The following is a 24,689-nucleotide window of genomic DNA, read 5'->3' as shown; positions in this document are numbered from 1 at the left end:
GAAGGGAAGAATAGCATGTCACATTCAATCGAACAACTTTCTATCAACACGATTCGCACATTATCCATTGATGCGATTGAAAAAGCAAACTCTGGTCATCCAGGAATGCCAATGGGTGCAGCACCAATGGCTTATACATTATGGACTCAATTTATGAAACACAATCCAAATAACCCAACGTGGTTTAACCGCGATCGTTTCGTATTATCTGCAGGTCATGGCTCAATGTTACTATACAGCCTACTTCATCTATCTGGTTATGACTTAACAATGGATGATTTAAAGAACTTCCGTCAATGGGGAAGCAAAACTCCAGGACATCCTGAGTATGGTCACACAGCAGGTGTAGACTCAACAACTGGTCCACTTGGACAAGGTATTGCAACAGCTGTTGGTATGGCGATGGCTGAAAGACATTTAGCAGCAAAGTATAATCGTGATGCGTACAATGTAGTGGATCATTTTACATACGCTATTTGTGGTGATGGCGATTTAATGGAAGGCGTTTCTGCTGAAGCATCTTCATTAGCTGCACACTTAGGATTAGGTCGTCTTGTAGTGTTATACGATTCTAATGACATTTCATTAGATGGCGATTTAAATCGTTCATTCTCTGAAAGTGTAGAAGATCGTTATACAGCATACGGCTGGCAAGTAATCCGTGTTGAGGATGGAAACGATATTGAAGCAATTGCAAAAGCAATTGAAGAAGCGAAAGCTGACGAAAAACGCCCAACGCTAATTGAAGTAAGAACGACAATTGGTTTCGGTTCTCCAAACAAATCAGGGAAATCAGCTTCACATGGTTCTCCACTTGGTGTAGACGAAACAAAATTAACAAAAGAAGCATATGCTTGGAATGCTGAACAAGACTTCCATGTAGCAGAAGAAGTATATGAAAACTTCCGTAAAACAGTACAAGATGTTGGTGAAACGACGCAAGCTGCATGGAACACGATGCTCGGTGAATATGCACAAGCATATCCAGAATTAGCAAACGAACTGCAAGTAGCAATGAACGGTCTTCTTCCAGAAGGTTGGGAACAAAGCTTACCAACTTATGAATTAGGATCAAAAGCAGCAACACGTAATTCTTCAGGTGCTGTAATTAATGCTATTTCAGAGTCTGTACCATCATTCTTTGGTGGATCTGCGGACCTTGCTGGTTCTAATAAAACATACATGAATAACGAAAAAGACTTTACAAGAGCTGATTACAGCGGTAAAAACATTTGGTACGGTGTACGTGAGTTTGCAATGGGTGCAGCAATGAACGGTATCGCACTTCATGGCGGTTTAAAAACTTACGGTGGTACGTTCTTCGTATTCTCTGATTACTTACGTCCAGCAATTCGTCTTGCAGCATTAATGCAATTGCCTGTAACGTATGTATTTACACACGACAGTATCGCTGTTGGTGAAGATGGCCCAACACATGAACCAGTTGAGCAATTAGCAGCGCTTCGTGCAATGCCAAATGTATCTGTTATTCGTCCTGCTGACGGTAACGAATCTGTTGCAGCTTGGAGATTAGCTTTAGAATCTACAAAAACACCGACTGCATTAGTTTTAACTCGTCAAGATCTTCCAACATTAGAAGGTGCAAAAGACGATACTTATGAAAAAGTAGCAAAAGGTGCATATGTAGTTTCTCCAAGTAAGAAAGAAACAGCTGATGTAATCCTACTTGCAACTGGATCTGAAGTGAGTCTAGCTGTTGAAGCACAAAAAGCATTAGCAGTAGACGGCGTTGACGCAGCTGTTGTCAGCATGCCATCTATGGATCGCTTTGAAGCTCAAACTGCTGAGTACAAAGAATCTGTATTACCAAAAGCAGTAACGAAACGTTTCGCAATTGAAATGGGTGCTACATTCGGATGGCACCGTTACGTAGGTCTTGACGGTGATGTACTAGGTATCGATACATTCGGTGCTTCTGCTCCTGGTGAGAAGATTATGGAAGAGTATGGATTTACTGTAGAGAACGTTGTTCGTAAAGTAAAAGAAATGCTTTAATGATTTTAGTAAAATCTCTCCAGCATGGGGAGATTTTTCTATGTAATTGAGTTTTTTCGACAGAAAAAGTTTTTTCTCTCTCCATAGTCAGACAATCATTGCAAATTTTCTTTTATATAATGTAGAGAAAAGATTGTCCAGATCGGGAGGGGAAAAATGAAAACGTATGAATTGTATTTAATTCAAGAAGATATTGCGAAAGCTTACTTTGGTCGTGAATATTTGTTTTTTGATTTATTTGCTCGATTTTCAGAATCTGGGTCCCTTTCGGAAAAGAAAGTGTTATATAAGCAAATGATATATATTACGATGCCAATACAAGTAATGAAAATTCATCATAAATTAGAACAAGCTTTGCGTGTTCTTGGCAAATATGAAAGAACAAATCATACTCATACGCTTTATACAGGAGCGGAATATGGTGAAATAATGGTGAAACCACAATATATTCGAATGAATACTTCTGGAAATGTATCCATGGAAACAACTTTCTTTGAGGTGCTTAGAAAGTGTGAGTTAACATTTTTCGCGATGGATTATGAAAATAAAAAGTACGGCTGGTTAAATCCTCTCAAACAAGTACGAACATATGTATAAAAAATGTCGAATAGTATCTTGTCTTATTGAAAAGGTTTTAGTACACTGTAAGGTAGACAACATGAAGGAGGAAAAGATATGCCAATGTGGTTAGGTATTCTAGTGGGCGTAGTAGCACTAGTAGCAGGCGTGGCTTTAGGATTTTTCATTGCCCGCAAATACATGATGAATTACTTACAAAAAAATCCACCAATTAACGAACAAATGCTAAAAATGATGATGATGCAAATGGGGCAAAAACCTTCCCAAAAGAAAATCAATCAAATGATGAGCGCGATGAACAAGCAACAAACAAAATAAGCGCCAAAGGGCACTCTTACCGAGTGCCCTTTTCTTTTGGGTACAAAAGATATTTAAAACTTTTAAAAATTCTGTATTTTTGTTACACTGAAAATATCGCTCATTTTAAGGGAGGAGGATAAATATGAAAGTGTTTTTTAATTTAGCTTGGTTTTTTAAACAAGAAAAACGGGCATACATAATCGGAATTATTATGTTATTTGGTGTCGCGCTCCTTGAACTTGTAGCGCCAAAAGTAATTGGGATTGTAGTAGACGAAATTAATAATGGAACATTAACGTCTGAAAAATTGTTGAAATGGGTCATTCTGTTAGTAGCTGTAGGGATTACGATGTACATATTACGTTACTTATGGCGTATTACGATTTTTGGATCTTCTTTAAAACTAGCCCGTCAATTACGAAAGAATTTATATGAACATTTCACAAAGATGAGCCCATCCTTTTATCAATCACGTCGTACGGGCGATTTGATGGCACATGCGACCAATGATATTCAGGCGATTCAGCAAACTGCTGGGTCAGGTGTTTTAACACTCGTTGATTCATTAGCTGTTGGAGGGTGTGTACTCGTAGCGATGGGATTTACAATTAGCTGGAAGTTAACGTTGTTAAGTTTAATTCCGATGCCAATTGTAGCGATTTCTACAAATTATTATGGAACTTTATTGCATAGAAGATTTCATAAAGCGCAGCAAGCGTTTTCTGAAATCAATGATAAAGTACAAGAAAGTATGAGTGGGATGAAGGTAATTCGCTCGCTTGGGCAAGAGAAAGAAGATTTACAAGCATTTCGGAAGAAATCGGAAGATGTTGTACATAAAAATATGTTAGTTGCACGTATTGACTCGTTATTCGATCCAACGATTGCTCTTATTGTCGGGTTTTCATTTTTAATCGCAGTTTGTTACGGATCACTATTAGTTGTACGGGGAGAATTAACTATAGGTGAATTAGTTACATTTACAACATACTTAGGGACTCTTGCGTGGCCAATGTTAGCTTTTGGATGGCTGTTTAATATTATGGAGCGTGGACGTGCTTCATATGATCGTGTGGAGAAAATACTTTCACAAACTTCGGAAGTAGTGAATAGGGAACATGCTATAGATACTATAGTAAGTGGTGATGTTTCATTCGCTGTTGATTCGTTTTCTTATAAGAAAAATGAACTCTTAAACTTAAAAGATATTTATTTTAATTTAAGAAAAGGTGAAACGTTAGGAATTGTAGGACGTACCGGTGCAGGGAAGACGACGTTGTTAAAATGTTTAATTCGCGAGTATGACCATTTTAATGGTGAATTAAAAGTTGGTGAGCGAGATATTCGAGATTTAACACTTCATGGTGTGCGCTCTGCAATTTCATACGTACCGCAAGATCATTTTTTATTTTCAGCGAGTATTGGGGAGAATATTGCTTTTGGAAAGGCGGATGCTACATATAAAGAAATTACCCGTGCTGCTGAGATTGCTTGTATTCATAATGATATTATTCAATTTCCAGAAGGATATGACACGGTAGTAGGTGAAAGAGGAGTTTCACTATCTGGAGGACAAAAACAGCGGATTTCCATTGCGCGTGCGTTATTAACAAATGCTGAAATTTTAATTTTAGACGATTGTTTGTCAGCTGTAGATGCAAAAACAGAAGAAACAATTTTAACTGCACTGAAACGAGAAAGAGCAGAGAAAACAACGATTATTACTGCGCACCGTTTAAGTGCGATTCAGCATGCAAATCTTATTCTTGTTGTTGATGAAGGAACGGTTGTGCAGCGAGGGACACATGAGCAACTAATGAAAGAACACGGTTGGTATAAAGACATGTACGAAAGCCAGCAGTTAGAGGCGTTAGTTGAGAAAGGAGGCGTATGATGGCTGAGAAAAAGCAGAGCGATTTAGGGAGATTGCTTTCCTATATGAAGCCATATAAAGGTTTATTATCGTTAGCATTTATATTTCTAGTTGGCGCAACTGTAACTGAAATGATGGGGCCCTTCTTAATTAAACAATTTCTAGATGAACACTTGGTACCACGTAATTTCGAACAATCAGCGCTAGTTACTTTATTTGTTGTGTACATAATTGCTCACTTATTAAAAGTATTATTTACGTATTTGAATTTATTGTACTTTCAAAATATTGCTTTTAAGATTGTTCAAGATATGCGTGTTGAAGTGTATGAACATGTTCAAAAGTTATCATTAAGTTTCTTTGATCGTACGCCGATTGGTATGCTCGTATCTCGTATAACGAATGATACGGAAGCGATTAAGGATTTTTATGTTAGTGTACTATCAACATTCGTGAAAAATGTAGTCTTTTTAGTGGGGATTTTAGTAGCGATGTTTTTACTAGATGTAAAATTAGCGCTATTTTCTCTCATATTAATTCCAATTATGTTTGCGATTATGGTACTGTATCGCCGGAAAAGTGCAGCTTTTTATTTAGAGGTACGTAATCAACTGAGTGTATTAAATGCAAAGTTAAATGAGTCCATTCAAGGGATGAATATTGTTCAAGTGTTCCGGCAAGAAAAGCGGATGAGAAAAGAGTTTGAAGAAGTGAACAACAAGCATTATAGTGCTGGACGTCGTACATTGAAATTAGATGCATTACTTTTACGTCCAGCAACAGACCTTGTTCATATTGTAGCAATTGCGTTAGTTCTTGGTTTATTTGGAATTGACGCTTTAAAGAGTCCTGTTGAAGTAGGGGTTTTATATGCTTTCGTTAACTATATTCATCGTTTCTTCCAGCCGGTAAACGAGATGATGATGAAACTATCTTTCTTCCAACAAGCGCTCGTTTCATCATCGCGTGTATTTCATTTAATGGATGATAAAGATTTAGCTCCTGTTCAAATGGGGAGTGAAAATCCACGAGTAGTTAACGGGGAAATTCAGTTTAAAGATGTTACTTTTTCATATGATGGAAAGCGTGACGTTTTAAAAAATGTATCTTTTCACGTAAAGCCAGGGCAAACGGTTGCTTTCGTTGGACACACTGGTAGTGGTAAGAGTACAATTATGAATTTATTAATGAGATTTTACAATATTAAATCAGGTAATATTGTAATAGACGGAGTGGGTTTAGAGAAGTTTGAAGAAAAAGAAATTCGAAAGAAAATTGGTCTTGTGCTGCAAGATGCATTTTTATTTGCTGGAAATGTAAAGCAAAACATTCGTATGTATAATGAAGAGATAACGGATGAAGAGATAGAAGAAGCAGCGCGATTTGTACAAGCGAATACGTTTATTGAAAAATTACCAGAGAAATATGATACAGAAGTAGTCGAAAGAGGAGCTGCGTTTTCTAGTGGTCAAAGGCAATTAATTGCTTTTGCTAGAACGATAGCAACTAATCCGAAAGTATTAGTGTTAGATGAAGCGACGGCAAATATTGATACAGAAACAGAGGAGGCTATCCAAACGGCATTGCAGCAAATGCGAAAAGGTAGAACAACGATAGCGATTGCACACAGATTGTCTACAATCCAAGATGCGGATCAAATATTTGTTATGCATGAAGGGGAAATCATAGAAAGAGGAACACATCAAGAGTTGCTTAGTAAACAAGGACTTTACTATAATATGTACTTACTACAAAATAAAGGGAGTTTGCAAAAGGCCTTGTAATTACAAGGCCTTTTTTGAGGTGTTAAAAGTGTATTAATGGAGTTTCTGGTGGACGGTGTAGTTTCAATTTCACTTTTTTCTTAAACATCTCGACAAAATGAATATATTAGAACTTTATTACTATAGCATAAACGTCGTGTCCTCTAACTGAAGTTGTACATGTGGATGGACAGCGTGGCAGTACACAGATTCTGGTCAAATTTCAGGAGTAGGGAATTGTGATATCAGCAGCTGTTTCATTAGAAGCTTTACAAGGAAATGGAGCAAGTGGTGGAGGTAATATTTCCACGCCTAATAATGCAACACCAGTATACGGAGTTGCTGTAATTAATGGAGATAATGTAAATTTACGAAGTGGACCATCTTTACAGTCTAGTGTAATTCGCCAATTGAATCGTGGCGAATCATATGAAGTTTGGGGAGAACAAGATGGATGGCTCTGTTTAGGGACAAATCAGTGGGTATATAATGATTCAAGTTATATTCAGTATAAACATTATGTGGCAACTATTACTGGCGATAATGTGAATTTGCGAGACGCTCCATCATTAAACGGGAATGTTATAAGACAGTTACATCATGGTGAATCATATCGAGTATGGAGTAAGCAAGATGGATGGCTTTGCTTAGGGACAAATCAATGGGTATACTATGATTCAAGTTATATTCAATATGGTGTGCAATAAAGTAAAACTTTAATTGATGAGGATTGTCCACACTGATTATTGGACAATTGACCAATACCAATTGTTTTTTACCAGCAGTTTTACTATAAAAAGGCATCTTACTTGAGATGCCTTTTTATAAAAAAAATATAATTTTTACAAAGTGGATATTAAAAGCATAGTATAATATAATCGATATATTTATAAAAATAATTGGACGTGAAATAAAGGAGAAAAAATATGGAGTATGTGCTAATAGGTGGAATTTTAATATTATTAGCTGCAGTGTTTGTACTGTTTTATAAAAATAAACAGTTAGAATCAGAAAGTCAGCAAGTGGAATTTGAAAAGAAACAAGCGATTGAAACGTATGAAAGTGAAATTGCAGCTACGATTACAGAGCATAAAGAACAACAAAGTACTTTAAAGAATATGGAACAGAAAAAATATAACGATTTACAAGTGAATACAGCTAGAGAACTTGAAAATATGCGTATGATGAAAAATCAATTGGCTGTTCAACATAGTAAAGAACGTAGTGAAATGCAAGATAAGCATAGTAATGAAATACATATGTTTCAAAATTTAATTGCGGATTTACGAGAATATGCCAAAAATGGTGCTGAAGTGAATGCACATGAAACATTACATTATATGAAGCGAGGTTTCGTTGAGCAAGGAATAATACTAGAAGAAGAGTTTCATATTATACCAAACGTTTTTGTGAGAAGTAATAAATATAGAGATAAACGTGGCATAAATGATAATCGAATCCAGCACCTCACCTTATGTAAAACTGGCATTTATTTACTTGAGACGAAAGAATGGACGGGGACATTAATTCATGGTTTAACGAGAAAAAATGCTGGTATATATTCATTTATGATTGAGGAAATTGGTAAGTATCAACATGAAAGTGAAAAAGAAGAGACGTTTGAATTTATTACGGATGGAACTTCATTAACTTTGCAAGTAAGAAATGAAGTGAATCCAGCATATAAAGCGAAAAAATTAGCTCAAACTGTATATGATTATTTGGAAGAAGTGCAAGTAGATATTGTAAAGGAAAAAGTAAAACCTGTTGTATATTTTGAAAATGAGAGTGGAAAAGAAGTTATCGATCTTTCTAATGAAAAATTGCCGAGATTAAAAGATAGAGAGCAAATTGTAGCGTTTTTCAGAAATGAAATTTTAACAGGTAAAGTAATATATACAGCACAAGAACTACAAAAGATTAGAGATATGATTGGTCAGATGAATTATGTTATGAAGTGAAAAATAAAGTAGGTGTTATTTGGATGGAGAAAGGTAAAAGCGCTATATTGTGGGGAATGTTGTACGCTTATTTTTGTTTGTATATATTAATGTACATTGTGTTTATTTTTATTATTGATATGGTTCATGTGCCATTGAGTGTAATGAGTATTTTTGTGGTAGTAATGCCTTTTATTTTATTAGTTATTATTCAAAAGTCTATATTACATGTTTCGGCAAGACGTAATAAAGATAAGAAACAACTGTTCACTGTAATGGTGGTGGGTCTTATACTATTGATAGTGTGCACCGTACAATTAGGTATAAATGAATACACTTCAAACTTTAATCAAGAGCGATGGTTAAAGTTTGAAGATAAACGGGTACATATGGTAGATGACCTAATGCAAGAACATAAATTAATAGGGAAATCAAACGAGGAAATTACAAAATTATTAGGGGCCCCTACAGAAACAAGAAGTTTGGAAGAGGGAATTACCACTTTGTACTATCTTGGGAATGAACGTGGTTTCATTCCTATAGATAGTGAATGTCTTGTTTTGCAATTTGATAGAGATGGTAGGGTTATAGAATATAAGGTGCAACGAGATTGAAATAGTGAGAGGAAGAAGCTATACCTTTTATAGCTTCTTTTCTATATTCCAATATAGAAAAAGTAGGCAAATAGTAGTCATTCCTATCTATACGAATGGGGTAGAGTTTGTTATATTGTAAATGGCTATTTAGTTTAGAAGTTTACTAGATAGTATTAAATTTTTTAGATTAGGGAGGGAAGTTAACACGAATTTCGATATAAGCGTGTTAAATAATTATTATGAAAAAAGGATTTTATAATGTTTTAGCTGCATCAATTGTATTTAGTATGGTAACGATTCCAACTTCTTCCTATGCTGACACAGTAGAAAAGACCGTAACAATTTCAACTGACGAGCAAGCTTTAAAAAGTATTGAAACCCATATGAAAGATGAAGATGGGCGTGGAGAGGACAAAGGAATAACAAATGAAGCGCAAGGAGATTTTCTTGTACATATAATAAGTTCAGCACCTTTATATGATTCTGCTGATTTACAAAAAGCGACAGGTGTTCAGATTTCAAATCAAGTAGTGAAAGCTGAGAAACGAAAAGGAAACGCTTACTATGTTGAAACATCATCTGGAGCTGGGTGGATACAAAATAGTGAAGGAAACGTAGAGGTTAAGGAAATTTATCACTTATCAAATGAACAGTTAGTAATTAATGAAGAAACAGCTACATATTCCGCACCATTCAATTCATATAAAGAAGAGAAAGTATTACAGCCGCAAACAATTATTGCAATTGGACAAGCTGGAGAGTGGTTCCAAGTCCAAATAGATAATGAGGTGAAATGGATCTATTCACCTTCAGCAAAATTTGAGGGTACAAAAGCATCTCTTATTCAAAGTACAACCCCAACGCGTACGAAACGTGAAGCGGTTATGTATGCAGCACCATCAGCAGAGAAAACAACGGATATTTACGGTGTACCATTAAAGGAAATGATTGTACCAACAGGAAATGAAAATATTCGTCCAGGTTATGCGATGAAACCAAAATACATTACAATTCATGAGACGGATAATTATAGTGTTGGAGCAAATGCTAGAAACCATGCGCAATATTTATACAGCCAAGCAACAGGAACGACTGATCGTTCAGCATCTTGGCATTTTACAGTAGATGATAAAGAAATTTATCAACATCTACCATTAAATGAAAGTGGTTGGCATGCTGGAGATGGAGCAGAAGGAACTGGTAATAGAGAATCAATTGCTATTGAAATAGCTGTCAACCAAGATGGTGATTATAAAAAAGCTGTGGAAAATGCTCGCAAATTAGCGGCTTATTTAATGGGAGAATTAAATATACCTTTAGAAAATGTGAAAAAACATCAATTTTGGAGCGGGAAGAATTGTCCGGCTATTATGATAAAGAATAATGAATGGGAGCCATTCTTACAGGGAACAAAAGCTTATTATGATGCAAATCATAAAGATGATATTACAGGTGGTTGGTACGAAGCGGATATTCGTGAATTAGATAAAAGAGGTATTATGGTTGGAGATGGAAAAGGTTCTTATTGGCCTGAGCGTCTTGTAACACGCGGAGAATTTGCGAATTTAGTTTCAAGATCATTACAATTACCTGAGGGGAAATCGAATTTCAAAGATTTAAACACAGCACATCCATCGCTAGTAGATGGTATTAATCGTGCAGCTAGTGCTGGAATTATAAGTGGACGAGGGAATGACCTATTTGCACCGAATGATACGATTAAACGTGATGAAGCTGTCATTATGATTGATCGAGCGTTACAATACAAAAATATTAAGGGTAATTTAGTTCAATTACCATTTACGGATCAAAATTTAGCGTATGATAAACAAGCTGTCCAACGTGTTTATGGACTTGGAATTGTAAAAGGAAATGAGAACAATGAGTTTATGCCGAAAGGTTCTGCAACACGTGGAGAATCGGCAGCATTTATTAATAGAATGTTAAAAGTAATAGAGAAGTAAATAATAGAAAGGCATTCGCTTTAGCGAGTGCTTTTTTATTTTTCAATATGTTATAGAAAGGGGCTGTGAATTTTGACTGGAATAAGGAATGAAAGCGGAGGTGATGCATATATTTAGATGCATTGGGTAGTTTTTTATAATTTTGTATAAAATGAAAAGGAGGTAAGACGGTGAAAGCGATACCGACTGATGTCCTGAGTAAGGAATTGATGGAAAGAGAAGGGGTTATATCTATTACAGTGAAGGAATTTGAAAAGATAGAGGTGGCCGGAGTTGTTGTCTCTGGACCAGCTGTAATTTTGATTAATCAAGATTAAGTACATATTATCAATATAGAAAAGTAGTAAAAGCATCCGTTTAGGGTGCTTTTTGTTTGTATAGAAGTGTGCATATGATAGATAATTGGGGTATTGGAGGGGGAGTATGTGGCAATTATTATAACAATGTTATTAATGGGAGTTTTATTAGGTTTTGTCGGAGCCGGAGGAGCAGGATTTATCATCGCCATACTCACTCTAGTATTCCATATCCCTATTCATGTTGCGCTTGCAACATCTTTAACTGCTATGGCATTTACAACATTATCTGGAGTAGTAAGTCATTACCGAGAAGGGAATGTTGTGTTTGTAATAGGTGGGATTGTTGGGGGATTTGGAGCAATTGGTTCCTTTATTGGTTCAAAGTTTGGTTCGCTAATACCAGCGCATCTTCTGCACTGGTTTACAGCGGGTATGTTATTTTTATCTGCAATTTTTATGTTTATTCGATTGATTATGTTCCAAAACAGGGAGCAGTCGTCTTTAAAAGAGGGAAAAGAACTTACGAAAGATAACTTGATTAAATGTATATGTCTCGGACTGGTTACTGGAATTTTAGCTGGTTCGTTTGGGATTGGTTCAGCACCCTTTATCCAACTCGGGTTAATGGTTCTATTAGGTTTAACGATCCGTCAATCTGTAGGGACGACAATGCTCGTTATATTACCAATCGCAATTGGAGGTGGGCTTGGATATAGTTCGGAAGGGTATTTAGATTATGTATTATTAGTACAAGTTTTAATCGGGACAATGTTAGGCGCATATATAGGAGCTAAGTTTACAAATTATGCACCTCGCATGCTTCTAAGGTTTTCGATGATTATGACACCAATATTAGCTGGATGTATGTTGTTAGTAGATTAAAGAGAATATATAGAAACGTATTAATATATTTTACGAATGAATTATGTAAGTAATTCATATTTCCCATATAAAAGGATTTGCTTTAATATAATGAGTGTAAAGTTCGAGTATTCGAAGTATTACTTGAATTATATCCCTATCCCTTTTCTAAAAATGCGAACAAGTTTTGCCCTATTCTATTCAATAGTTTATTGTATAGAAATATATTGTTCGATGACCATTATGGAACGCACATAATGGGAAAATCCCGATCCTTAAAGAGGATGCCCCTAATCTTCATGTGAAAATATGATCGGATAAGAAAGCTGGCCAATTTATGGTCAGCTTTCTTTTTGTTCAATAAGTAATTCTTCTTTAATTTCTGTTTGCAATAATAAAGTTTTTCCGAAGCGGCGTTTGCACTCAGCTCTTACCTTTTGAATTGCCAGTAGCTGAGAAGTGGCGGGCACTGTGACAATGGCTTGCCGAGGTTTTCGATTTTCTTCACAAAAGACACACTCCACAACATATTTAGAAATCATATTTTCATCCTTCCATATTGAATTTCTAAGAAGGGACTGCTCATGAAGTTGATGTAATCTTTCGTCATCGTTTTACTTTTTTCCTCTTTTTTCAAGGATAAATATAAAGAAAGATCGAAATTTAATATGGGGGGAGATAGGATGAAAAGATGGATTGGGACGGCAGCTATATGTATGAATGAAAAGAATGAATTTTTAATGGTACTACAAGGAAAAGTAGATGAAGAGAAAAGATGGTCTGTGCCAAGCGGGGGACAAGAAGAGGGAGAAATACTTGAAGAGTGTTGTGTTCGTGAAGTATGGGAAGAAACGGGTTATGAAGTGGAAATTATAGAAAAACTATGTGAAAAGAAAGGGATAACATATGGGGTACCAGTTCATGTGCATTACTATATTGTAAAGTTAATAGGCGGTAACATGAAAATACAAGACCCCGATGAGTTAATACATGAAATAGATTGGAAAGGAATAGATGAAGTGAAAGAATTATCTTTATCGTTTCCAGAAGATTATGATCTATTATATAAATATATAAATAAAAAAGAAAGTGTTTAAACACTTTCTTTTTTAATGTATCCAAGATAAGAAAAGTGGAACAATGACTAAACTAGCTCCGGCTGTTAAAAGCATTGATAAACTTGCAATTGTGCCTTCTACAGGACCGATTTCAAATGCTTTTGATGTTCCAGTTCCATTCGCGCTAGTACCTAGCATTATACCTTTTGCGAGTGCTGTTTTAATGCGGCATATTCGTATGAGCGTAGGACCGAGTAATGCTCCAGTTAAGGCAGTTAATACGACGAAAACTGCTGTTAATTGTGACATGCCACCAATCATTTCTGAAATAGCCATTGCAATAGGTGTCGTTACAATATGTGGTGCTAAACTCTGTTCTATTGATGAATCAATTTGAAAAAAATTAGCTAATAGTGCTGAAGTAATAACTGATAGAAAAGAACCGACAATGACATTAATTAAAATAGCAGTTCCATGTTTTTTTAATAGATCAAAATATTTATAGATTGGCCATGCGAAAGCAACCGTTGCAGGTTTTAATAATTCTGTTAGCCAATGACTACCAGATTCGTAGGTTTCGTATGGTGTATCTAATCCGAGTAATAAAGCAATTAAAATGATTGGGCATACAAGAAGGGGAGAAAGTAAGCTCCAATTCCAGCGTTGATACATTTTTTTAGATACCCAATATGTGAATAGTGTTAATAGTAAACAAAGAAAGCCGATCATTGTGTTGATCCTTTCCGCTTTAATAGCAATTCTGTTAAAAGTCCTGTTACGAGAGTGACACAAAGTGTACTAATCACGATAATTAAAATGAGATCGATTCCATATTGTGATAATGTATCTTTGTAACGAATGACAGCGACTGCAGAAGGGATGAAAAATAAAATAAGTTCTTTTAATAAAAAGTCTGCGCCGTCTTGTATCCATTCTTTTTTCACTATGTTAAATTTTAATGATATTAACAATAAAAAAATACCGATTATACTTCCTGGAACTGGGAGGTGTGCCTGTTTTGCAATCCATTCACCTGTCCAAGCGAAACAAAATAATAATAAAATTTGTCCGCTTAACTTCCACCATTTCATACAGTAACCACCTCTTTGTTTTTTACATAAAAATTGTAAAAAATAATTAACAATTTCTACTATACGTTCATTCGAAAAATTTGTCTAATATATAAATTATATGTTATTAATATATTAGATGTATTAATCGAAAGTGAAAAGGGTGTCCAAAATGGAATTACGGCATTTGCAATATTTTGTTGTAGTGGCAGAGGAATTGCACTTTGGACGAGCGGCTGCTCGTCTACAAATGACACAACCACCACTTAGTCAACAAATTCAGCAATTAGAAAAAGAAATGGGAGTTATGTTATTTTCAAGAACGAAGAGAAAGGTTGAATTAACAGAAGCAGGAGGAATGTTTTTAAAAGAAGTAAAAAAAGCGTTTGAACAAATTGAAAAAGCAGTAGAAGTTGCACAAAGTGCTCAAAGGGGAGAAGTTGGATCACTTTCAATTGGTTTTGTAGGTGCGGCGATATATGATATTTTACCGTCAATTGTCAGGGAGTATAGAAAGAAATTTCCAAGAGTGTCTGTTGCATTACATGAATTGTCAACACCGGATCAGGTGCATGCACTTCATGATAATCGAATCGATATTGGATTTTTACGTCCGCCAATTCCAACGCAATTACTTGAGTTAGAACCAATTCAAAAACTTTCGTGTACGTTATGCTTACCGAAGGCGCATCCACTTGCTGAAAAGGACGAAATACATATCGAAGATTTAAGGGATGAACCGTTCGTATTTATTACGAGACCAGTATGGCCAGCGTTATACGATACAATTTTATCACTTTGCCGCGATGTCGGTTTTAGTCCGCACATTGTACAAGAAGCAACGGAGTATCAAACTGTCATGGGGCTTGTAGCAGCAGGTATTGGAATTACAGTAATACCTGTATCCGCAAATAAATTGTATAAAACAGAAGTTGTATATAAAGAGTTATGTGATTCTAATTTTGTTGCAGAAATGTCAGTGGCTTATAAAAAAATGAATAACAATCCAGAGTTGTTAGAGTTTTTGAAAATTGCAAGAGAGAAAAAAAGGATTGAAGTGGAAGATGCGAAGGCTGAATAGTTGATGAAGTTACAAGGCAGTCATGATAATTAAGTTATATAAAGATTCACTTCGTTAAACAAAAAACGGAAATGTAACTAAAGTGCATTTCCGTTTTTTGTTTTTTTGTTCAATGCTAAAGAGGTAAATATGCTTGGTTTCTAGGACTAAAGTCTTAGAAAAGATTCCGATTGAAGTGCGATGTTTAAAATGTCATATTTTCATACACTAGTAGTATAGAATGCGTATGTTATGAAGTAAGGTAGGGGAAGGGATCTATGTCTTTATGTCGGTTAGCGAGAAAAAATATACAAACATTTGCTGCCAAAAGGTTAAAACAATTTATGTGGATTGCTATGAATACAATGATTTGTTTTTTTATGATATCATTCCGATTCAATGAAGCTGTAATAAGTAAAGTGGGATATACACCTATATTTGTAAAGTGGTTTTATGCTATGTTTCTATTTGTAGTTTTTGTATGTATTTTCATTACATATAAAATGACAACCTCTCTTTTACAGGTAAGAAGAGAGGAGTTTAAATCGTATGAAGTAGTGAAGATGACAAGAAAAGAAATGTTATGTTTATTATGTCAGGAGCAATTATTAATTTACGGAGGAGCTTTTGTTTTCGGATTAATTCATGGTATGTTATTTTTGAAATTATTTATTATTATTTTTATGAAAGCAGTAGGAATCCAAGGAGTAACAAATGCACCGATTACGACGTATGCGATAATGGTAACAGCAGTTGTTATGATAACCGTCATTATAATATCAATGTGGCAATGTTGTAGGTTTACACAAAGGTTAAAGGGTGAAAAGTCATATGAAACAAGGAGAAAGGCATGAGAAATCATGGCTTTTTCTTCATTTTACACATGTTATTAATCATGATACAGTGGGAAGAACTGAAAAAAAAGAGTTAAGAAGAAAGGTTGTATGGAATGATAAATGAGCAAGCGATCGTAAAAGTTGATCGATTAACAAAACGAATTGGTTCAAAGACGTTAGTAGAAAATATTAGTTTTGAAGTGAAAAAAGGTGAAGTAGTTGGCTTATTAGGACCAAATGGTGCTGGAAAAACGACATTAATGCGAATGATGGTCGGAATGATTCGTATGACAGAAGGAGAAGTATGGATTGATGGTCAATCTGTAAAACAGCAATTTGAAAAAACTGCTGCGAAAATTGGTGCTGTAATTGAGACACCGGAATTCTATCCTTTCTTAAGTGGCTATGAAAATTTAACATATTTTGGACGAATGAATGGCAATGTGACTGAAGAGCGTATCGATGAAGTAGTGCAATTGTTAGGAATGGGACAAGTAATTGACCGTAAAGTAAAAGCATATTCACTCGGTATGAGACAACGTTTAGGAATTGCTCAGGCACTTATACATAATCCAGACGTATTAATACTAGATGAACCAACGAACGGATTAGATCCGAGTGGTATACATGAAATGCGGATGTACATAAAGAAAATTGCACATGAACAAGGAAAAGCTGTTCTTGTCTCTAGTCACTTACTTTCAGAAGTTGAACTAATGTGTGACAGGGTTATTATTATTCAGCACGGAGAATATGTCGCAACTCAAAATATTCAAAGTGATAAAAAGGAAGAAACTGAAAAGATACATATACGTGTAGATGATGCGAATAAAGCAGCTGAAGTTTTAGAGTACGATGTTTTAGTAAAAGGTAATGAATTAATTATAAATGTGAAAGATGAAGAAATCCCAAATGTTCTTCGTACATTGATCGAGAAAAACATTCAAGTTTATCGTGTATATGAAGAAAGAAAAACGCTAGAAGAGCAGTTTTTAGAATTAACAGGGGGAAAAGATATTGTTTAATTTAGTTTATAACGAGCTGTATAAAATATTTAAGCGAAAGCGAACGATTATTCCTTTTGCAGTTATTGCGGTATTAATTATTGGGTTAGGATGGGTTACGGTAAAGTATTTAGAGCCAGAAACAAAAGGATGGAAAGCGGATTATACAGAACGCACTGTAGAAATTGAGAAAAAGCTCGGCATGAAAAAAGAGGATATTTTAACGGAAAAGTCAGGAGACGAGCTTGTAAAGGAATACCAGCTTAAAATGAAGCATTTAGATACGAATACAGCGCCAGCAAGTAGTTCTCCACTTTCTTTCATGAGAGATACTGGCTTTATTGTTTTTCCTATTTTACTTCCGTTTATTCTCGTATATGCGAGTACAATTTTTGCGAATGAATATAGCTGGGGAACATATAAATTTTTAACGATTCGTCCAGCGAGCAGATTTAAAATTTTAACATCGAAATTTTTGGCCATCGTTATATTTGCGGCATTATTATTTATCTTTAATATGATTTTTTCAACATTATGTGGGCTAATTGTTTATAAATTCCAACAACCATCCTGGACTGAATTTATCGTTCAAGACGGAAATATTATAAAACAAAACATTTTCGTGGAAGCAAGTAAATATTATATTTTATCTTGGTTACCAACTCTTGTATATGCTGCATTTGCTTTTATGATTTCTGTTTTAACGAGATCAAGTGGAGGTGCAATTGGTATTTCTTTATTTCTTGCTTTATCAGGAGGAATAGCGCTAATTCCAGCAGCAAGATATGAATGGGCGAAATATTTATTACCAGCGAATACAGATTTATATGGGCTTTTAAAGGGTGGAAGCTTTATTGATGGAGTAACATTCCCATTTGCTTCTTGTATGCTTCTTCTATACTTAGCTGTATTTTTAGGGGTTTCCTATACTGTATTTATAAAACGAGATTTAACAGCATAAGCAAAAGCCGTTAAGGGTAACTTAACGGCTTTTTGTTTGCAATAATTGATGAATAGCTCCTTCGGCTAATAAGGCGAAATACTCCGCGCTAATAGGCAATGCTTTTTCATCTACTGTAAAAGCTGGATGATGCCATTCATGTGTACCACTTGTTCCCATAAAGACGAATGAACCTGGTGTTTCTTGTTGGTAAAAAGAAAAATCTTCTCCTGCCATTGATGGTGTAGGAGAGATAACGTTTAGGTCCATTTGCTCTGCAATTTGAACAGAAAGATTAGTGAGTACTTTATCGTTATGAACAGCAGGAGGACCTGGGTAAAATCGAAACTCTGTTTTTACACCTAGTGCATCAGAAATACCTTTAATGATACGTTCCATTAGTGCTGGAATCTTTTCACGTGTTTCAGCTTGGAATGTACGAACAGTTCCTTCTAATGTAGCTTTTTCAGGAATAACGTTCCACGTATTCCCTGAATGAATGTTTGTTACACTTACGACAGCGTTATGAGAGGAACTAATATTTCGGCTTACAATTGTTTGAAGTGCCATAACGATTTGAGATGATGCAACGATAGGATCGACGCCGGCATCAGGCACAGCTGCATGTGTTCCAACACCATGAATTTCAATTTCAAATCGATCTACTCCAGCCATTAGTGGACCGTCTTTAATACCGATTGTACCTACTGGTAAATCGGGCTTATTATGCATACCAAACACGGCTTGCACATTCTTTAAATGTCCAGCTTCAACAACTTTACATGCTCCGTTTCCACTTTCTTCAGCAGCTTGGAATATAAAGCGAACAGTTCCGTTAAGAGAAGCTTCTTTTTCTTTTAATAAGTAAGCCGCTCCCAACATAGCAGCTGTATGAAAATCATGCCCACAAGCATGCATTTTACCTTGTATTTTTGAAGTGTATGGAAGGTCTGTTTCTTCCTGGATAGGAAGGGCATCGATATCAGCACGAAGCGCTACAACTGGTCCGTTTTTATTACCAGCAATTTCAGCGATAATTCCTGTTTCTAAGTTGGAATCAATAATAGTGATATTGGCCTCTTCTAACCAATTTTTTATCGCTTTTGTCGTTTCAAATTCTTCGTATGATAGTTCTGGATTTTCATGTAAATGCCGACGAATGGAAATAAGTTTTTCTGTTAATTGATCTGGGATAGATGCCACTTATTATACCCTCTTTCTTAAGTGAAATATTTGTATTCATTATATAACACAATAATAAAAGAGAGGATTCTCAAATGAAAATCCTCTCTCGTTTATGCCGTAACTTTTTTATGAGTATGCTGTTTTCTATACCGTCCACGCATTGCATAGGCAATTTGCGGGATTGCGATACCGATTAAAATAAGTGATACACCGTACCATTGTGAAGATAGTACAGCTTCTTTTAAAACGAATACCGACATAATTGTTGTAACTGGTAGTTCCGCTGCGCCAAGAATAGTTGCTAAGCCAGATCCGATTTTTGGAATACCGATTGTAAAGGCAATGGACGGAATAACGATACTAAATATTCCTAATCCTAAGCCGTATTTCCAAAGGCCTTGAGAAATCGTTCCGTTAAAAATAAATGTTGGCGGGAATACGATCATGACTAAAGTTAAAGCACCAGCCATTAAAAGGACACCGCGTGGTAATGAAGGTACTTCAACGGCAACTTTACCACTTACAAAAATGTATGTTGCAAATGTAATAGCAGATAATAAGCCTAAAATGATTCCAGTCATATCGAAATCACCTGCTGATTTTTCTAATAACCCGCTTGATAAAAATGTACCTGCAAGTAAGAAGATAACCGAGATAACTTTTTCTTTTGAAGGCAATGTTTTCGTTGCGACCGCCTCAATGATAATCCCAACCCAAACGAACTGGAATAAAAGTATAATTGCAATTTCAGCTGGTACAGTTTTTAAGGAAGCGTAATAAAAAATCCCAGTAAAACTTGCAGACGTTCCTGCGACGAATAAAATTAACATTTGTTTCAGTGGAACACGATGTCTAGAAAATAGAAGTGTAATAGCAAGTAAAATAATCCAACCGAACAAATACTGGCTACCAATTACCTCTCCAAGTGAAAATCCTTCTGCATATGCAAGTTTAACAAAAATAGCTAAAACCCCATAACTACACGCTCCTAATAAAACTAAAAGAGAATAACGAAGCATGAAAAATTCCTCCCATCTATATGAAATTGTTCCGTAACGGACATATATAACTAGAGGGAAGTATACAAAATTAAAAATGAAGGGTCAAATGAAAGAAAAATGAAAAATTTTATAGAATAATAATAAAAGTATGATATTTATGCATAATCTTGAAATTTATAATAATTAAAGTATTGTAAAATCAGCTTTATGTTGTATAAAGATAGCATTTGAAAAAAATTTTTTTAGGGTCGATATGTGTGAAGTTAATTGTAATGTGCTAATGATTTGAGAAACTGTGGAACCTTTGTTATGTTAGTAACAATTAGAAAGAGTTTCATAATTCAATTGAGATTTTTCTATATAATAGAAGGAAATAAAAACGTTTTATCCCGCGTTAACGGGCAGTAAGACTCCCACCTCAAAATTCGGCTGGAGCAAAGAAGTTAGATGGGAGATCAACTGCCCGTAAACGCCCGATTGGTTCAACTAATAATCAGTGGGATGAACAAAACCCCACTGATTAAAGTTTCACTTTATTAGAAACTGTGTGAAAGGGTAGTTTTTCTTATTATCACGTTGGAAACGTGAGTTCACGAATTGTTCATAGTATTTTTATGTGTTTTTGCTACAATATGTAAGGAGAGGAGTGGAATCATGCAAGATATTAGTATTTTTTTAGCGTTTGGAGCTGGGTTCTTATCATTTATATCCCCATGTTGCTTACCGCTTTATCCGGCATTTTTATCATACATAACAGGTATGTCGGTTTCTGAATTGAAAGAAGAAAATGCAATGCTTCGCAAAAGAAGTATGATACATACAGCATTTTTCTTACTTGGGTTTTCTATTATATTTATCGCAATTGGATTTGGTACAAGTTTTATCGGAGGAATCTTTACGAATTATAAAGATTTAATTAGGCAGTTAGGTGGTATATTTATCATTGTGTTCGGTCTTATTATTGTCGGTGTGTTTAAGCCGAAGTTTTTAATGCAAGATCGTAAATTTACTTTTAAAAATCGTCCGAGTGGTTATTTTGGTTCAGTTCTAATTGGATTGGCATTTGCTGCAGGATGGACACCTTGTACAGGGCCTATTTTAGTGTCTGTAATTGGATTAGCTGCAACAAATCCAGAATCGGCAATGATTTATATGATTGCTTACATACTTGGATTTGCTATCCCGTTTTTCGTACTTTCATTCTTTATTACGAAAATGTCTTGGATTAAAAGAAATAGTATGGCGTTCATGAAAATAGGAGGATACATTATGATTGTCATGGGGGTCTTTCTATACTTTAACTGGATGACGAAAATTATCGTATATTTCTCAAGTTTATTTGGTGGATTTACCGGTTTTTAGTATTATTCTGTGAAAATGTTGGAAATACTAACGGAAAAGCATATAATGAAATTATATTTTGCGTATAGCCACAAAAAAAGGATGAGAAAATATGAACATAGTTCTTTTATCAAGTATCGTTGCTGTTTGTATGGCTGTTGGTGCGATGTTTATTCGTTTAAAAGCAGCTAAGAAACCTGCAACATTGAAAAAAATTATACTCCCACCGTTTTTTATGAGCACAGGAGCACTGATGTATGTTTTTCCAGAATTTCGATTAACTCCAGCAGAAATGTTAGAAGCGATTGTCGTTGGTCTATTTTTCTCTATTTTTCTTATTAAAACATCTAAGTTTGAAATACGCGGACAAGAGATTTATTTGAAGCGTTCAAAAGCATTTGTATTTATTTTAATTGGATTACTTGTAGTGCGTATTGTGTTTAAAACATACTTAAGCCAATCTCTTGATTTAGGACAACTTAGCGGCATGTTCTTCTTACTTGCATTCGCAATGATTGTTTCATGGAGAATTGCGATGTACCGTTCCTTTACAAAATTACAGAAGGAAATGGAAAAAGAAGACGGTTTTTATAATGAAAAAGATATGAAGCTAACGTAAAAACTGTATATGTATAAAATAAAAAGACAGCGTCAAAGACGCTGTCTTTTTATTGGTATTGTTAACATCTTCTGTCCCAACCACGACGTATAAAACGTTTACCATTGATGTTAACTTGTTGAAAATAGGGGAAAAAATGAAGATTATTTTGCAAGTAAAGTTTTATAGTTAGAATAATCAATCTCTTTTTCTTGTAGTTTCTTAATTAAAAATTTATGATCGCGCTTCGGTGTAGCAACGATATATCCTTGTATGATTAAATCTTGTGTAATTTTTGGAGCGTTTTCCTTTATTGCAAGTTCCCCAATTTTACCAGCAATTTTTGATTTAGCAACATCGCGAAATAGTTCAGGAACAGGGCTTACGAGTTCTTCTAATAATTGTTTCTGCTCGTTATCCCATAAGTGTCGTGTTTGATCAATGTAGTGTTGCTCCCAATCTAAAATGGACATACCATCTTCTTTTGGTAATCGTTTTAGGAATTTTCTGAACATAAAATATCCACCAATAGACATAAGTCCTAATAATACAACAGTCCAAACGACAATAAACCAACTAAACCATCCTTCTAGCAATCGTATTCCCCCTTAACGAAAGCAGTTTTCTTTTATTTATATTATAAACAGTGAGATTCATAGAAAGCAAGAACGCTTGATCATTTTGACCAAGCGCTGTGATTTAAACGAAGTATAGTTGTTCAACACATAAAATATCATTGTCATTTTCTACATATTCAATGATGAGTGTGCCAACTTTACGATCTTTATCTTCAGTTGTGAAAATAGAGTAAGAAGTAAAACGTGTTGTTGATAGGCCGCTTATATGTGTAGGTAAAGAAATGTAGTCGTTATCGCGGAAGAATTCCATCAGTTCAATATCTTCAAATTCTTTTCGGTCAACTTGTTTGTTTGTATAGCGGCGTTGAAGTTGTTTTAAAGATTCATTCCAAGAAATTGCTTTTGTGTCGTATACCATTGTTCTATCTCCTTACTGTATGTAATTATTAAGAACATACGTTCTAAGCCAGTATACTCTTTTTATAAGAAAAGGGAAAGCAAAAAATAATGTAAGCTTGGATTTCCAAGCTTACATTATTTTTGAGTCCATCATAATCTCTATTTTTTATTATAAGTTAGATAAGTATAAGAAACAAGATGATATATATTTTGTTGATAGTTTTCAAAATTCTGTTTATTATTTATGTATTACAGTACAAGGGAATGAGAGGGATGACATACGTAATTTCACTCCAAGGACCGATGGCAAGTGGAAAAACAACATTGGCAAAAAGGTTAGAGCAACATGGGCTTTCGGTTATATATGAAAATCCATATCCAATTGTAGAAAAAAGAAAAGAATTGCATTTAGATATGAACTCAAAAGAGGGATTTATTAAAAATCAAAAAATGTTTATTGAAGCAAAAATAAAAGAGTTTCAAAATGTGAAAAGTTCAGTCATGATTTTTGATCGCGGACCAGAAGATATTGAATTTTATACACTCTTTTATCCGAAGATGATAGGGAAAGAGTGGGATATAGAAACAGAATTAAAAGATGAATTGTATAAATTAAGAGAATGCCGTTCGGATGCAATTTTTTATTTAGATGTTTCGAAAGAGAGTTTGTATGATAGAAAAAATAATGATAGGGCAAGAAATCGAAGTACATTTGAGGAACAATTTAAATTAGTAGAAGTTGAAAAAGAATGGTATAAACAATTTCCCGTAACTTATGTGGACACTAATATATTATTAGTGGACGAATTAGAGGCATATCTTATAGGGTGGCTAAGGGAGAAAAGGCTATGAAAAAAATATTATTATTCGTATACCCAACATTTGCGGAGTTTGAAATTACGGTAGCAACGGCATTGCTGAAAAATAAATATGAGATCATTACAGCAGGTTTAACAAAAGAAATAATTATAAGTGAAACGGGCTTGCAAGTACAGCCGCACATAGAATTAAATGAAGTGCGTGTGGAAGAGTATGAGGGTATTATTATTCCGGGCGGAGATGAAATACATATGAAAGAGGCAGAACTGCTTTTTTCAGTTATTCGTCAATTTTCTGAGCAAGAAAAATTAGTGGCAGCGATTTGTGCTGGACCGTATGCGTTAGCAAGAGCAGGTTTACTAAAAAAAATTTCTTATACAGTGACCATAGATTATCAAAAATTAGATTGTTTTCCAGTAGAAAATTTTGTGTATACAGAAGTTGTACAGCACGCAAATATTATTACAGCACAAGGACATGCATTTGTGCCATTTGGACTAGCGATTGCCTCTTATTTTGGAGTAGTGAATGAACATGATACAAATTTTTATCGTGGAAAGGGCAATATAATGATGGAGAAGCTTTTACCGGAAAACGTGTAAAAGCTAG

At 34.9% G+C, this 24,689-nt stretch carries 26 protein-coding genes and 2 pseudogenes; 21 read left to right on the top strand and 7 right to left on the bottom strand.

All coding sequences use genetic code 11. The features are described 5' to 3' along the window. The first annotated feature begins 15 nt into the window (after positions 1-15). The 11 genes and pseudogenes from tkt (at position 16) to CQZ94_RS10290 (ending at position 12,212) form a co-directional block, all read left to right on the top strand. Entirely contained in the window at positions 16-2,016 is a 2,001-nt protein-coding gene (tkt, locus tag CQZ94_RS10340) for a transketolase (RefSeq protein ID WP_105585325.1), read from the top strand. Positions 2,017-2,172: 156 nt separating this feature from the next. Then, positions 2,173-2,613, top strand: a complete 441-nt coding sequence (gene sirA / locus CQZ94_RS10335) for a sporulation inhibitor of replication protein SirA (RefSeq protein ID WP_002146251.1) — start codon at positions 2,173-2,175, stop codon at positions 2,611-2,613. Positions 2,614-2,691: 78 nt separating this feature from the next. After that, on the top strand, positions 2,692-2,913 hold the full coding sequence (locus CQZ94_RS10330; RefSeq protein WP_001132292.1) for a YneF family protein: 222 nt from the start codon (positions 2,692-2,694) through the stop codon (positions 2,911-2,913). A 124-nt stretch (positions 2,914-3,037) separates the two neighbouring features. After that, positions 3,038-4,789 carry an ABC transporter transmembrane domain-containing protein gene (locus CQZ94_RS10325; RefSeq protein ID WP_105585324.1) on the top strand — a complete coding sequence of 584 codons (1,752 nt, stop codon included), beginning with the start codon at positions 3,038-3,040 and terminating at the stop codon, positions 4,787-4,789. After that, positions 4,789-6,552, top strand: coding sequence for an ABC transporter ATP-binding protein (locus CQZ94_RS10320; protein WP_105585323.1), 1,764 nt, complete (start codon positions 4,789-4,791; stop codon positions 6,550-6,552). Before CQZ94_RS10325 ends, CQZ94_RS10320 begins: the two co-directional genes overlap by 1 nt. A gap of 166 nt (positions 6,553-6,718) precedes the next feature. Next, positions 6,719-7,238: pseudogene (locus CQZ94_RS10315) on the top strand (SH3 domain-containing protein); the annotation flags it as partial. Positions 7,239-7,457: 219 nt separating this feature from the next. Then, entirely contained in the window at positions 7,458-8,492 is a 1,035-nt protein-coding gene (locus tag CQZ94_RS10310; RefSeq protein WP_105585322.1) for an NERD domain-containing protein, read from the top strand. Between the two features lie 23 nt (positions 8,493-8,515). Further along, positions 8,516-9,085 carry a hypothetical protein gene (locus CQZ94_RS10305; protein ID WP_105585321.1) on the top strand — a complete coding sequence of 190 codons (570 nt, stop codon included), beginning with the start codon at positions 8,516-8,518 and terminating at the stop codon, positions 9,083-9,085. A 221-nt stretch (positions 9,086-9,306) separates the two neighbouring features. After that, positions 9,307-11,031 carry an S-layer homology domain-containing protein gene (locus tag CQZ94_RS10300; protein WP_105585320.1) on the top strand — a complete coding sequence of 575 codons (1,725 nt, stop codon included), beginning with the start codon at positions 9,307-9,309 and terminating at the stop codon, positions 11,029-11,031. 170 nt (positions 11,032-11,201) lie between these two features. After that, positions 11,202-11,348, top strand: a complete 147-nt coding sequence (locus CQZ94_RS10295) for a BC1881 family protein (protein ID WP_002146257.1) — start codon at positions 11,202-11,204, stop codon at positions 11,346-11,348. Positions 11,349-11,456: 108 nt separating this feature from the next. Next, a complete protein-coding gene (locus CQZ94_RS10290) occupies positions 11,457-12,212 on the top strand; it encodes a sulfite exporter TauE/SafE family protein (RefSeq protein ID WP_002160876.1) in 756 nt (251 codons plus the stop codon). 320 nt (positions 12,213-12,532) lie between these two features. On the opposite strand, the gene CQZ94_RS10285 is transcribed toward CQZ94_RS10290, so the two are convergent. Further along, complete coding sequence (locus CQZ94_RS10285) at positions 12,533-12,733, bottom strand: DUF3903 domain-containing protein (RefSeq protein WP_070144415.1); 201 nt, start codon at positions 12,731-12,733, stop codon at positions 12,533-12,535. 141 nt (positions 12,734-12,874) lie between these two features. Here CQZ94_RS10285 and CQZ94_RS10280 point away from each other — a divergent pair, with 141 nt between their 5' ends. Next, positions 12,875-13,288, top strand: coding sequence for an NUDIX hydrolase (locus CQZ94_RS10280; protein ID WP_105585319.1), 414 nt, complete (start codon positions 12,875-12,877; stop codon positions 13,286-13,288). Between the two features lie 12 nt (positions 13,289-13,300). Here CQZ94_RS10280 and CQZ94_RS10275 read toward each other — a convergent pair whose 3' ends face one another. Together CQZ94_RS10275 and CQZ94_RS10270 are read right to left on the bottom strand one after the other, a co-directional pair. Then, on the bottom strand, positions 13,301-13,978 hold the full coding sequence (locus tag CQZ94_RS10275) for an LrgB family protein (RefSeq protein ID WP_105585318.1): 678 nt from the start codon (positions 13,976-13,978) through the stop codon (positions 13,301-13,303). Beyond that, positions 13,975-14,340: a CidA/LrgA family holin-like protein gene (locus tag CQZ94_RS10270; RefSeq protein WP_000872360.1), complete on the bottom strand. Its 366-nt coding sequence runs from the start codon at positions 14,338-14,340 to the stop codon at positions 13,975-13,977. The genes CQZ94_RS10275 and CQZ94_RS10270 overlap by 4 nt, the downstream gene beginning before the upstream one ends. Before the next feature lie 151 nt (positions 14,341-14,491). On the opposite strand from CQZ94_RS10270, the gene alsR reads away from it, so the two are divergent. The 4 genes from alsR to CQZ94_RS10250 all read left to right on the top strand — a co-directional run bounded on the left by alsR (position 14,492) and on the right by CQZ94_RS10250 (position 18,180). Further along, on the top strand, positions 14,492-15,400 hold the full coding sequence (gene alsR / locus CQZ94_RS10265) for an acetoin biosynthesis transcriptional regulator AlsR (protein ID WP_105585317.1): 909 nt from the start codon (positions 14,492-14,494) through the stop codon (positions 15,398-15,400). A 257-nt stretch (positions 15,401-15,657) separates the two neighbouring features. Further along, a complete protein-coding gene (locus CQZ94_RS10260) occupies positions 15,658-16,233 on the top strand; it encodes an FtsX-like permease family protein (protein ID WP_105585316.1) in 576 nt (191 codons plus the stop codon). 95 nt (positions 16,234-16,328) lie between these two features. Beyond that, positions 16,329-17,240 (top strand): ABC transporter ATP-binding protein, encoded by a 912-nt coding sequence (locus CQZ94_RS10255; RefSeq protein WP_142395801.1) that lies wholly within the window; start codon positions 16,329-16,331, stop codon positions 17,238-17,240. Beyond that, a complete protein-coding gene (locus CQZ94_RS10250) occupies positions 17,233-18,180 on the top strand; it encodes an ABC transporter permease (protein WP_105585314.1) in 948 nt (315 codons plus the stop codon). Before CQZ94_RS10255 ends, CQZ94_RS10250 begins: the two co-directional genes overlap by 8 nt. A 21-nt stretch (positions 18,181-18,201) precedes the next feature. Here the strand turns inward: CQZ94_RS10250 and CQZ94_RS10245 are convergent, their stop codons facing one another. Then, a complete protein-coding gene (locus tag CQZ94_RS10245; RefSeq protein WP_105585313.1) occupies positions 18,202-19,362 on the bottom strand; it encodes a M20 peptidase aminoacylase family protein in 1,161 nt (386 codons plus the stop codon). A gap of 92 nt (positions 19,363-19,454) precedes the next feature. Next, positions 19,455-20,363, bottom strand: a complete 909-nt coding sequence (locus tag CQZ94_RS10240; protein ID WP_105585312.1) for an EamA family transporter — start codon at positions 20,361-20,363, stop codon at positions 19,455-19,457. A 536-nt stretch (positions 20,364-20,899) separates the two neighbouring features. On the opposite strand from CQZ94_RS10240, the pseudogene CQZ94_RS32230 reads away from it, so the two are divergent. The 3 genes and pseudogenes from CQZ94_RS32230 to CQZ94_RS10225 form a co-directional block, all read left to right on the top strand. After that, positions 20,900-20,983, top strand: a pseudogene (locus CQZ94_RS32230) (peptidase T); the annotation flags it as partial. A gap of 16 nt (positions 20,984-20,999) precedes the next feature. Next, the gene (ccdA, locus tag CQZ94_RS10230; RefSeq protein ID WP_105585311.1) at positions 21,000-21,707 is read left to right on the top strand and encodes a cytochrome c-type biogenesis protein CcdA; all 708 of its coding nucleotides are present in this window, start codon (positions 21,000-21,002) and stop codon (positions 21,705-21,707) included. 91 nt (positions 21,708-21,798) lie between these two features. Further along, a complete protein-coding gene (locus tag CQZ94_RS10225; protein ID WP_002160885.1) occupies positions 21,799-22,305 on the top strand; it encodes a CcdC family protein in 507 nt (168 codons plus the stop codon). Between the two features lie 143 nt (positions 22,306-22,448). Here CQZ94_RS10225 and CQZ94_RS10220 read toward each other — a convergent pair whose 3' ends face one another. Beyond that, positions 22,449-22,880, bottom strand: a complete 432-nt coding sequence (locus CQZ94_RS10220; RefSeq protein WP_105585310.1) for a DUF2621 domain-containing protein — start codon at positions 22,878-22,880, stop codon at positions 22,449-22,451. A 103-nt stretch (positions 22,881-22,983) separates the two neighbouring features. Beyond that, positions 22,984-23,280, bottom strand: a complete 297-nt coding sequence (locus CQZ94_RS10215; protein WP_002160887.1) for a hypothetical protein — start codon at positions 23,278-23,280, stop codon at positions 22,984-22,986. Between the two features lie 254 nt (positions 23,281-23,534). Between CQZ94_RS10215 and CQZ94_RS10205 the strand changes: the two genes are divergently transcribed. Together CQZ94_RS10205 and CQZ94_RS10200 are read left to right on the top strand one after the other, a co-directional pair. Then, entirely contained in the window at positions 23,535-24,113 is a 579-nt protein-coding gene (locus CQZ94_RS10205) for an AAA family ATPase (protein ID WP_105585308.1), read from the top strand. Beyond that, the gene (locus tag CQZ94_RS10200) at positions 24,110-24,682 is read left to right on the top strand and encodes a DJ-1/PfpI family protein (RefSeq protein WP_105585307.1); all 573 of its coding nucleotides are present in this window, start codon (positions 24,110-24,112) and stop codon (positions 24,680-24,682) included. Before CQZ94_RS10205 ends, CQZ94_RS10200 begins: the two co-directional genes overlap by 4 nt. Positions 24,683-24,689 lie beyond the last annotated feature (7 nt).

The organism is Bacillus sp. MYb209 (genome assembly GCF_002975175.1).
Taxonomy (GTDB): domain Bacteria; phylum Bacillota; class Bacilli; order Bacillales; family Bacillaceae_G; genus Bacillus_A.
This window is presented reverse-complemented; position numbering and strand designations above follow the sequence as displayed.

What these genes read in the sequence shown, in the direction of transcription:
- CQZ94_RS10205 (WP_105585308.1), top strand. Translation starts at nt 23,535, where the DNA reads ATGACATACGTAATTTCACTCCAAGGACCGATGGCAAGTGGAAAAACA.
- CQZ94_RS10310 (WP_105585322.1), top strand. Translation starts at nt 7,458, where the DNA reads ATGGAGTATGTGCTAATAGGTGGAATTTTAATATTATTAGCTGCAGTG.
- tkt (WP_105585325.1), top strand. Translation starts at nt 16, where the DNA reads ATGTCACATTCAATCGAACAACTTTCTATCAACACGATTCGCACATTA.
- CQZ94_RS10215 (WP_002160887.1), bottom strand. Translation starts at nt 23,280, where the DNA reads ATGGTATACGACACAAAAGCAATTTCTTGGAATGAATCTTTAAAACAA.
- CQZ94_RS10330 (WP_001132292.1), top strand. Translation starts at nt 2,692, where the DNA reads ATGCCAATGTGGTTAGGTATTCTAGTGGGCGTAGTAGCACTAGTAGCA.
- CQZ94_RS10305 (WP_105585321.1), top strand. Translation starts at nt 8,516, where the DNA reads ATGGAGAAAGGTAAAAGCGCTATATTGTGGGGAATGTTGTACGCTTAT.
- CQZ94_RS10285 (WP_070144415.1), bottom strand. Translation starts at nt 12,733, where the DNA reads ATGATTTCTAAATATGTTGTGGAGTGTGTCTTTTGTGAAGAAAATCGA.
- CQZ94_RS10275 (WP_105585318.1), bottom strand. Translation starts at nt 13,978, where the DNA reads ATGATCGGCTTTCTTTGTTTACTATTAACACTATTCACATATTGGGTA.
- CQZ94_RS10240 (WP_105585312.1), bottom strand. Translation starts at nt 20,363, where the DNA reads ATGCTTCGTTATTCTCTTTTAGTTTTATTAGGAGCGTGTAGTTATGGG.
- CQZ94_RS10300 (WP_105585320.1), top strand. Translation starts at nt 9,307, where the DNA reads ATGAAAAAAGGATTTTATAATGTTTTAGCTGCATCAATTGTATTTAGT.
- CQZ94_RS10270 (WP_000872360.1), bottom strand. Translation starts at nt 14,340, where the DNA reads ATGAAATGGTGGAAGTTAAGCGGACAAATTTTATTATTATTTTGTTTC.
- CQZ94_RS10200 (WP_105585307.1), top strand. Translation starts at nt 24,110, where the DNA reads ATGAAAAAAATATTATTATTCGTATACCCAACATTTGCGGAGTTTGAA.
- alsR (WP_105585317.1), top strand. Translation starts at nt 14,492, where the DNA reads ATGGAATTACGGCATTTGCAATATTTTGTTGTAGTGGCAGAGGAATTG.
- CQZ94_RS10225 (WP_002160885.1), top strand. Translation starts at nt 21,799, where the DNA reads ATGAACATAGTTCTTTTATCAAGTATCGTTGCTGTTTGTATGGCTGTT.
- ccdA (WP_105585311.1), top strand. Translation starts at nt 21,000, where the DNA reads ATGCAAGATATTAGTATTTTTTTAGCGTTTGGAGCTGGGTTCTTATCA.
- CQZ94_RS10325 (WP_105585324.1), top strand. Translation starts at nt 3,038, where the DNA reads ATGAAAGTGTTTTTTAATTTAGCTTGGTTTTTTAAACAAGAAAAACGG.
- CQZ94_RS10280 (WP_105585319.1), top strand. Translation starts at nt 12,875, where the DNA reads ATGAAAAGATGGATTGGGACGGCAGCTATATGTATGAATGAAAAGAAT.
- CQZ94_RS10320 (WP_105585323.1), top strand. Translation starts at nt 4,789, where the DNA reads ATGGCTGAGAAAAAGCAGAGCGATTTAGGGAGATTGCTTTCCTATATG.
- CQZ94_RS10260 (WP_105585316.1), top strand. Translation starts at nt 15,658, where the DNA reads ATGTCTTTATGTCGGTTAGCGAGAAAAAATATACAAACATTTGCTGCC.
- CQZ94_RS10255 (WP_142395801.1), top strand. Translation starts at nt 16,329, where the DNA reads ATGATAAATGAGCAAGCGATCGTAAAAGTTGATCGATTAACAAAACGA.
- sirA (WP_002146251.1), top strand. Translation starts at nt 2,173, where the DNA reads ATGAAAACGTATGAATTGTATTTAATTCAAGAAGATATTGCGAAAGCT.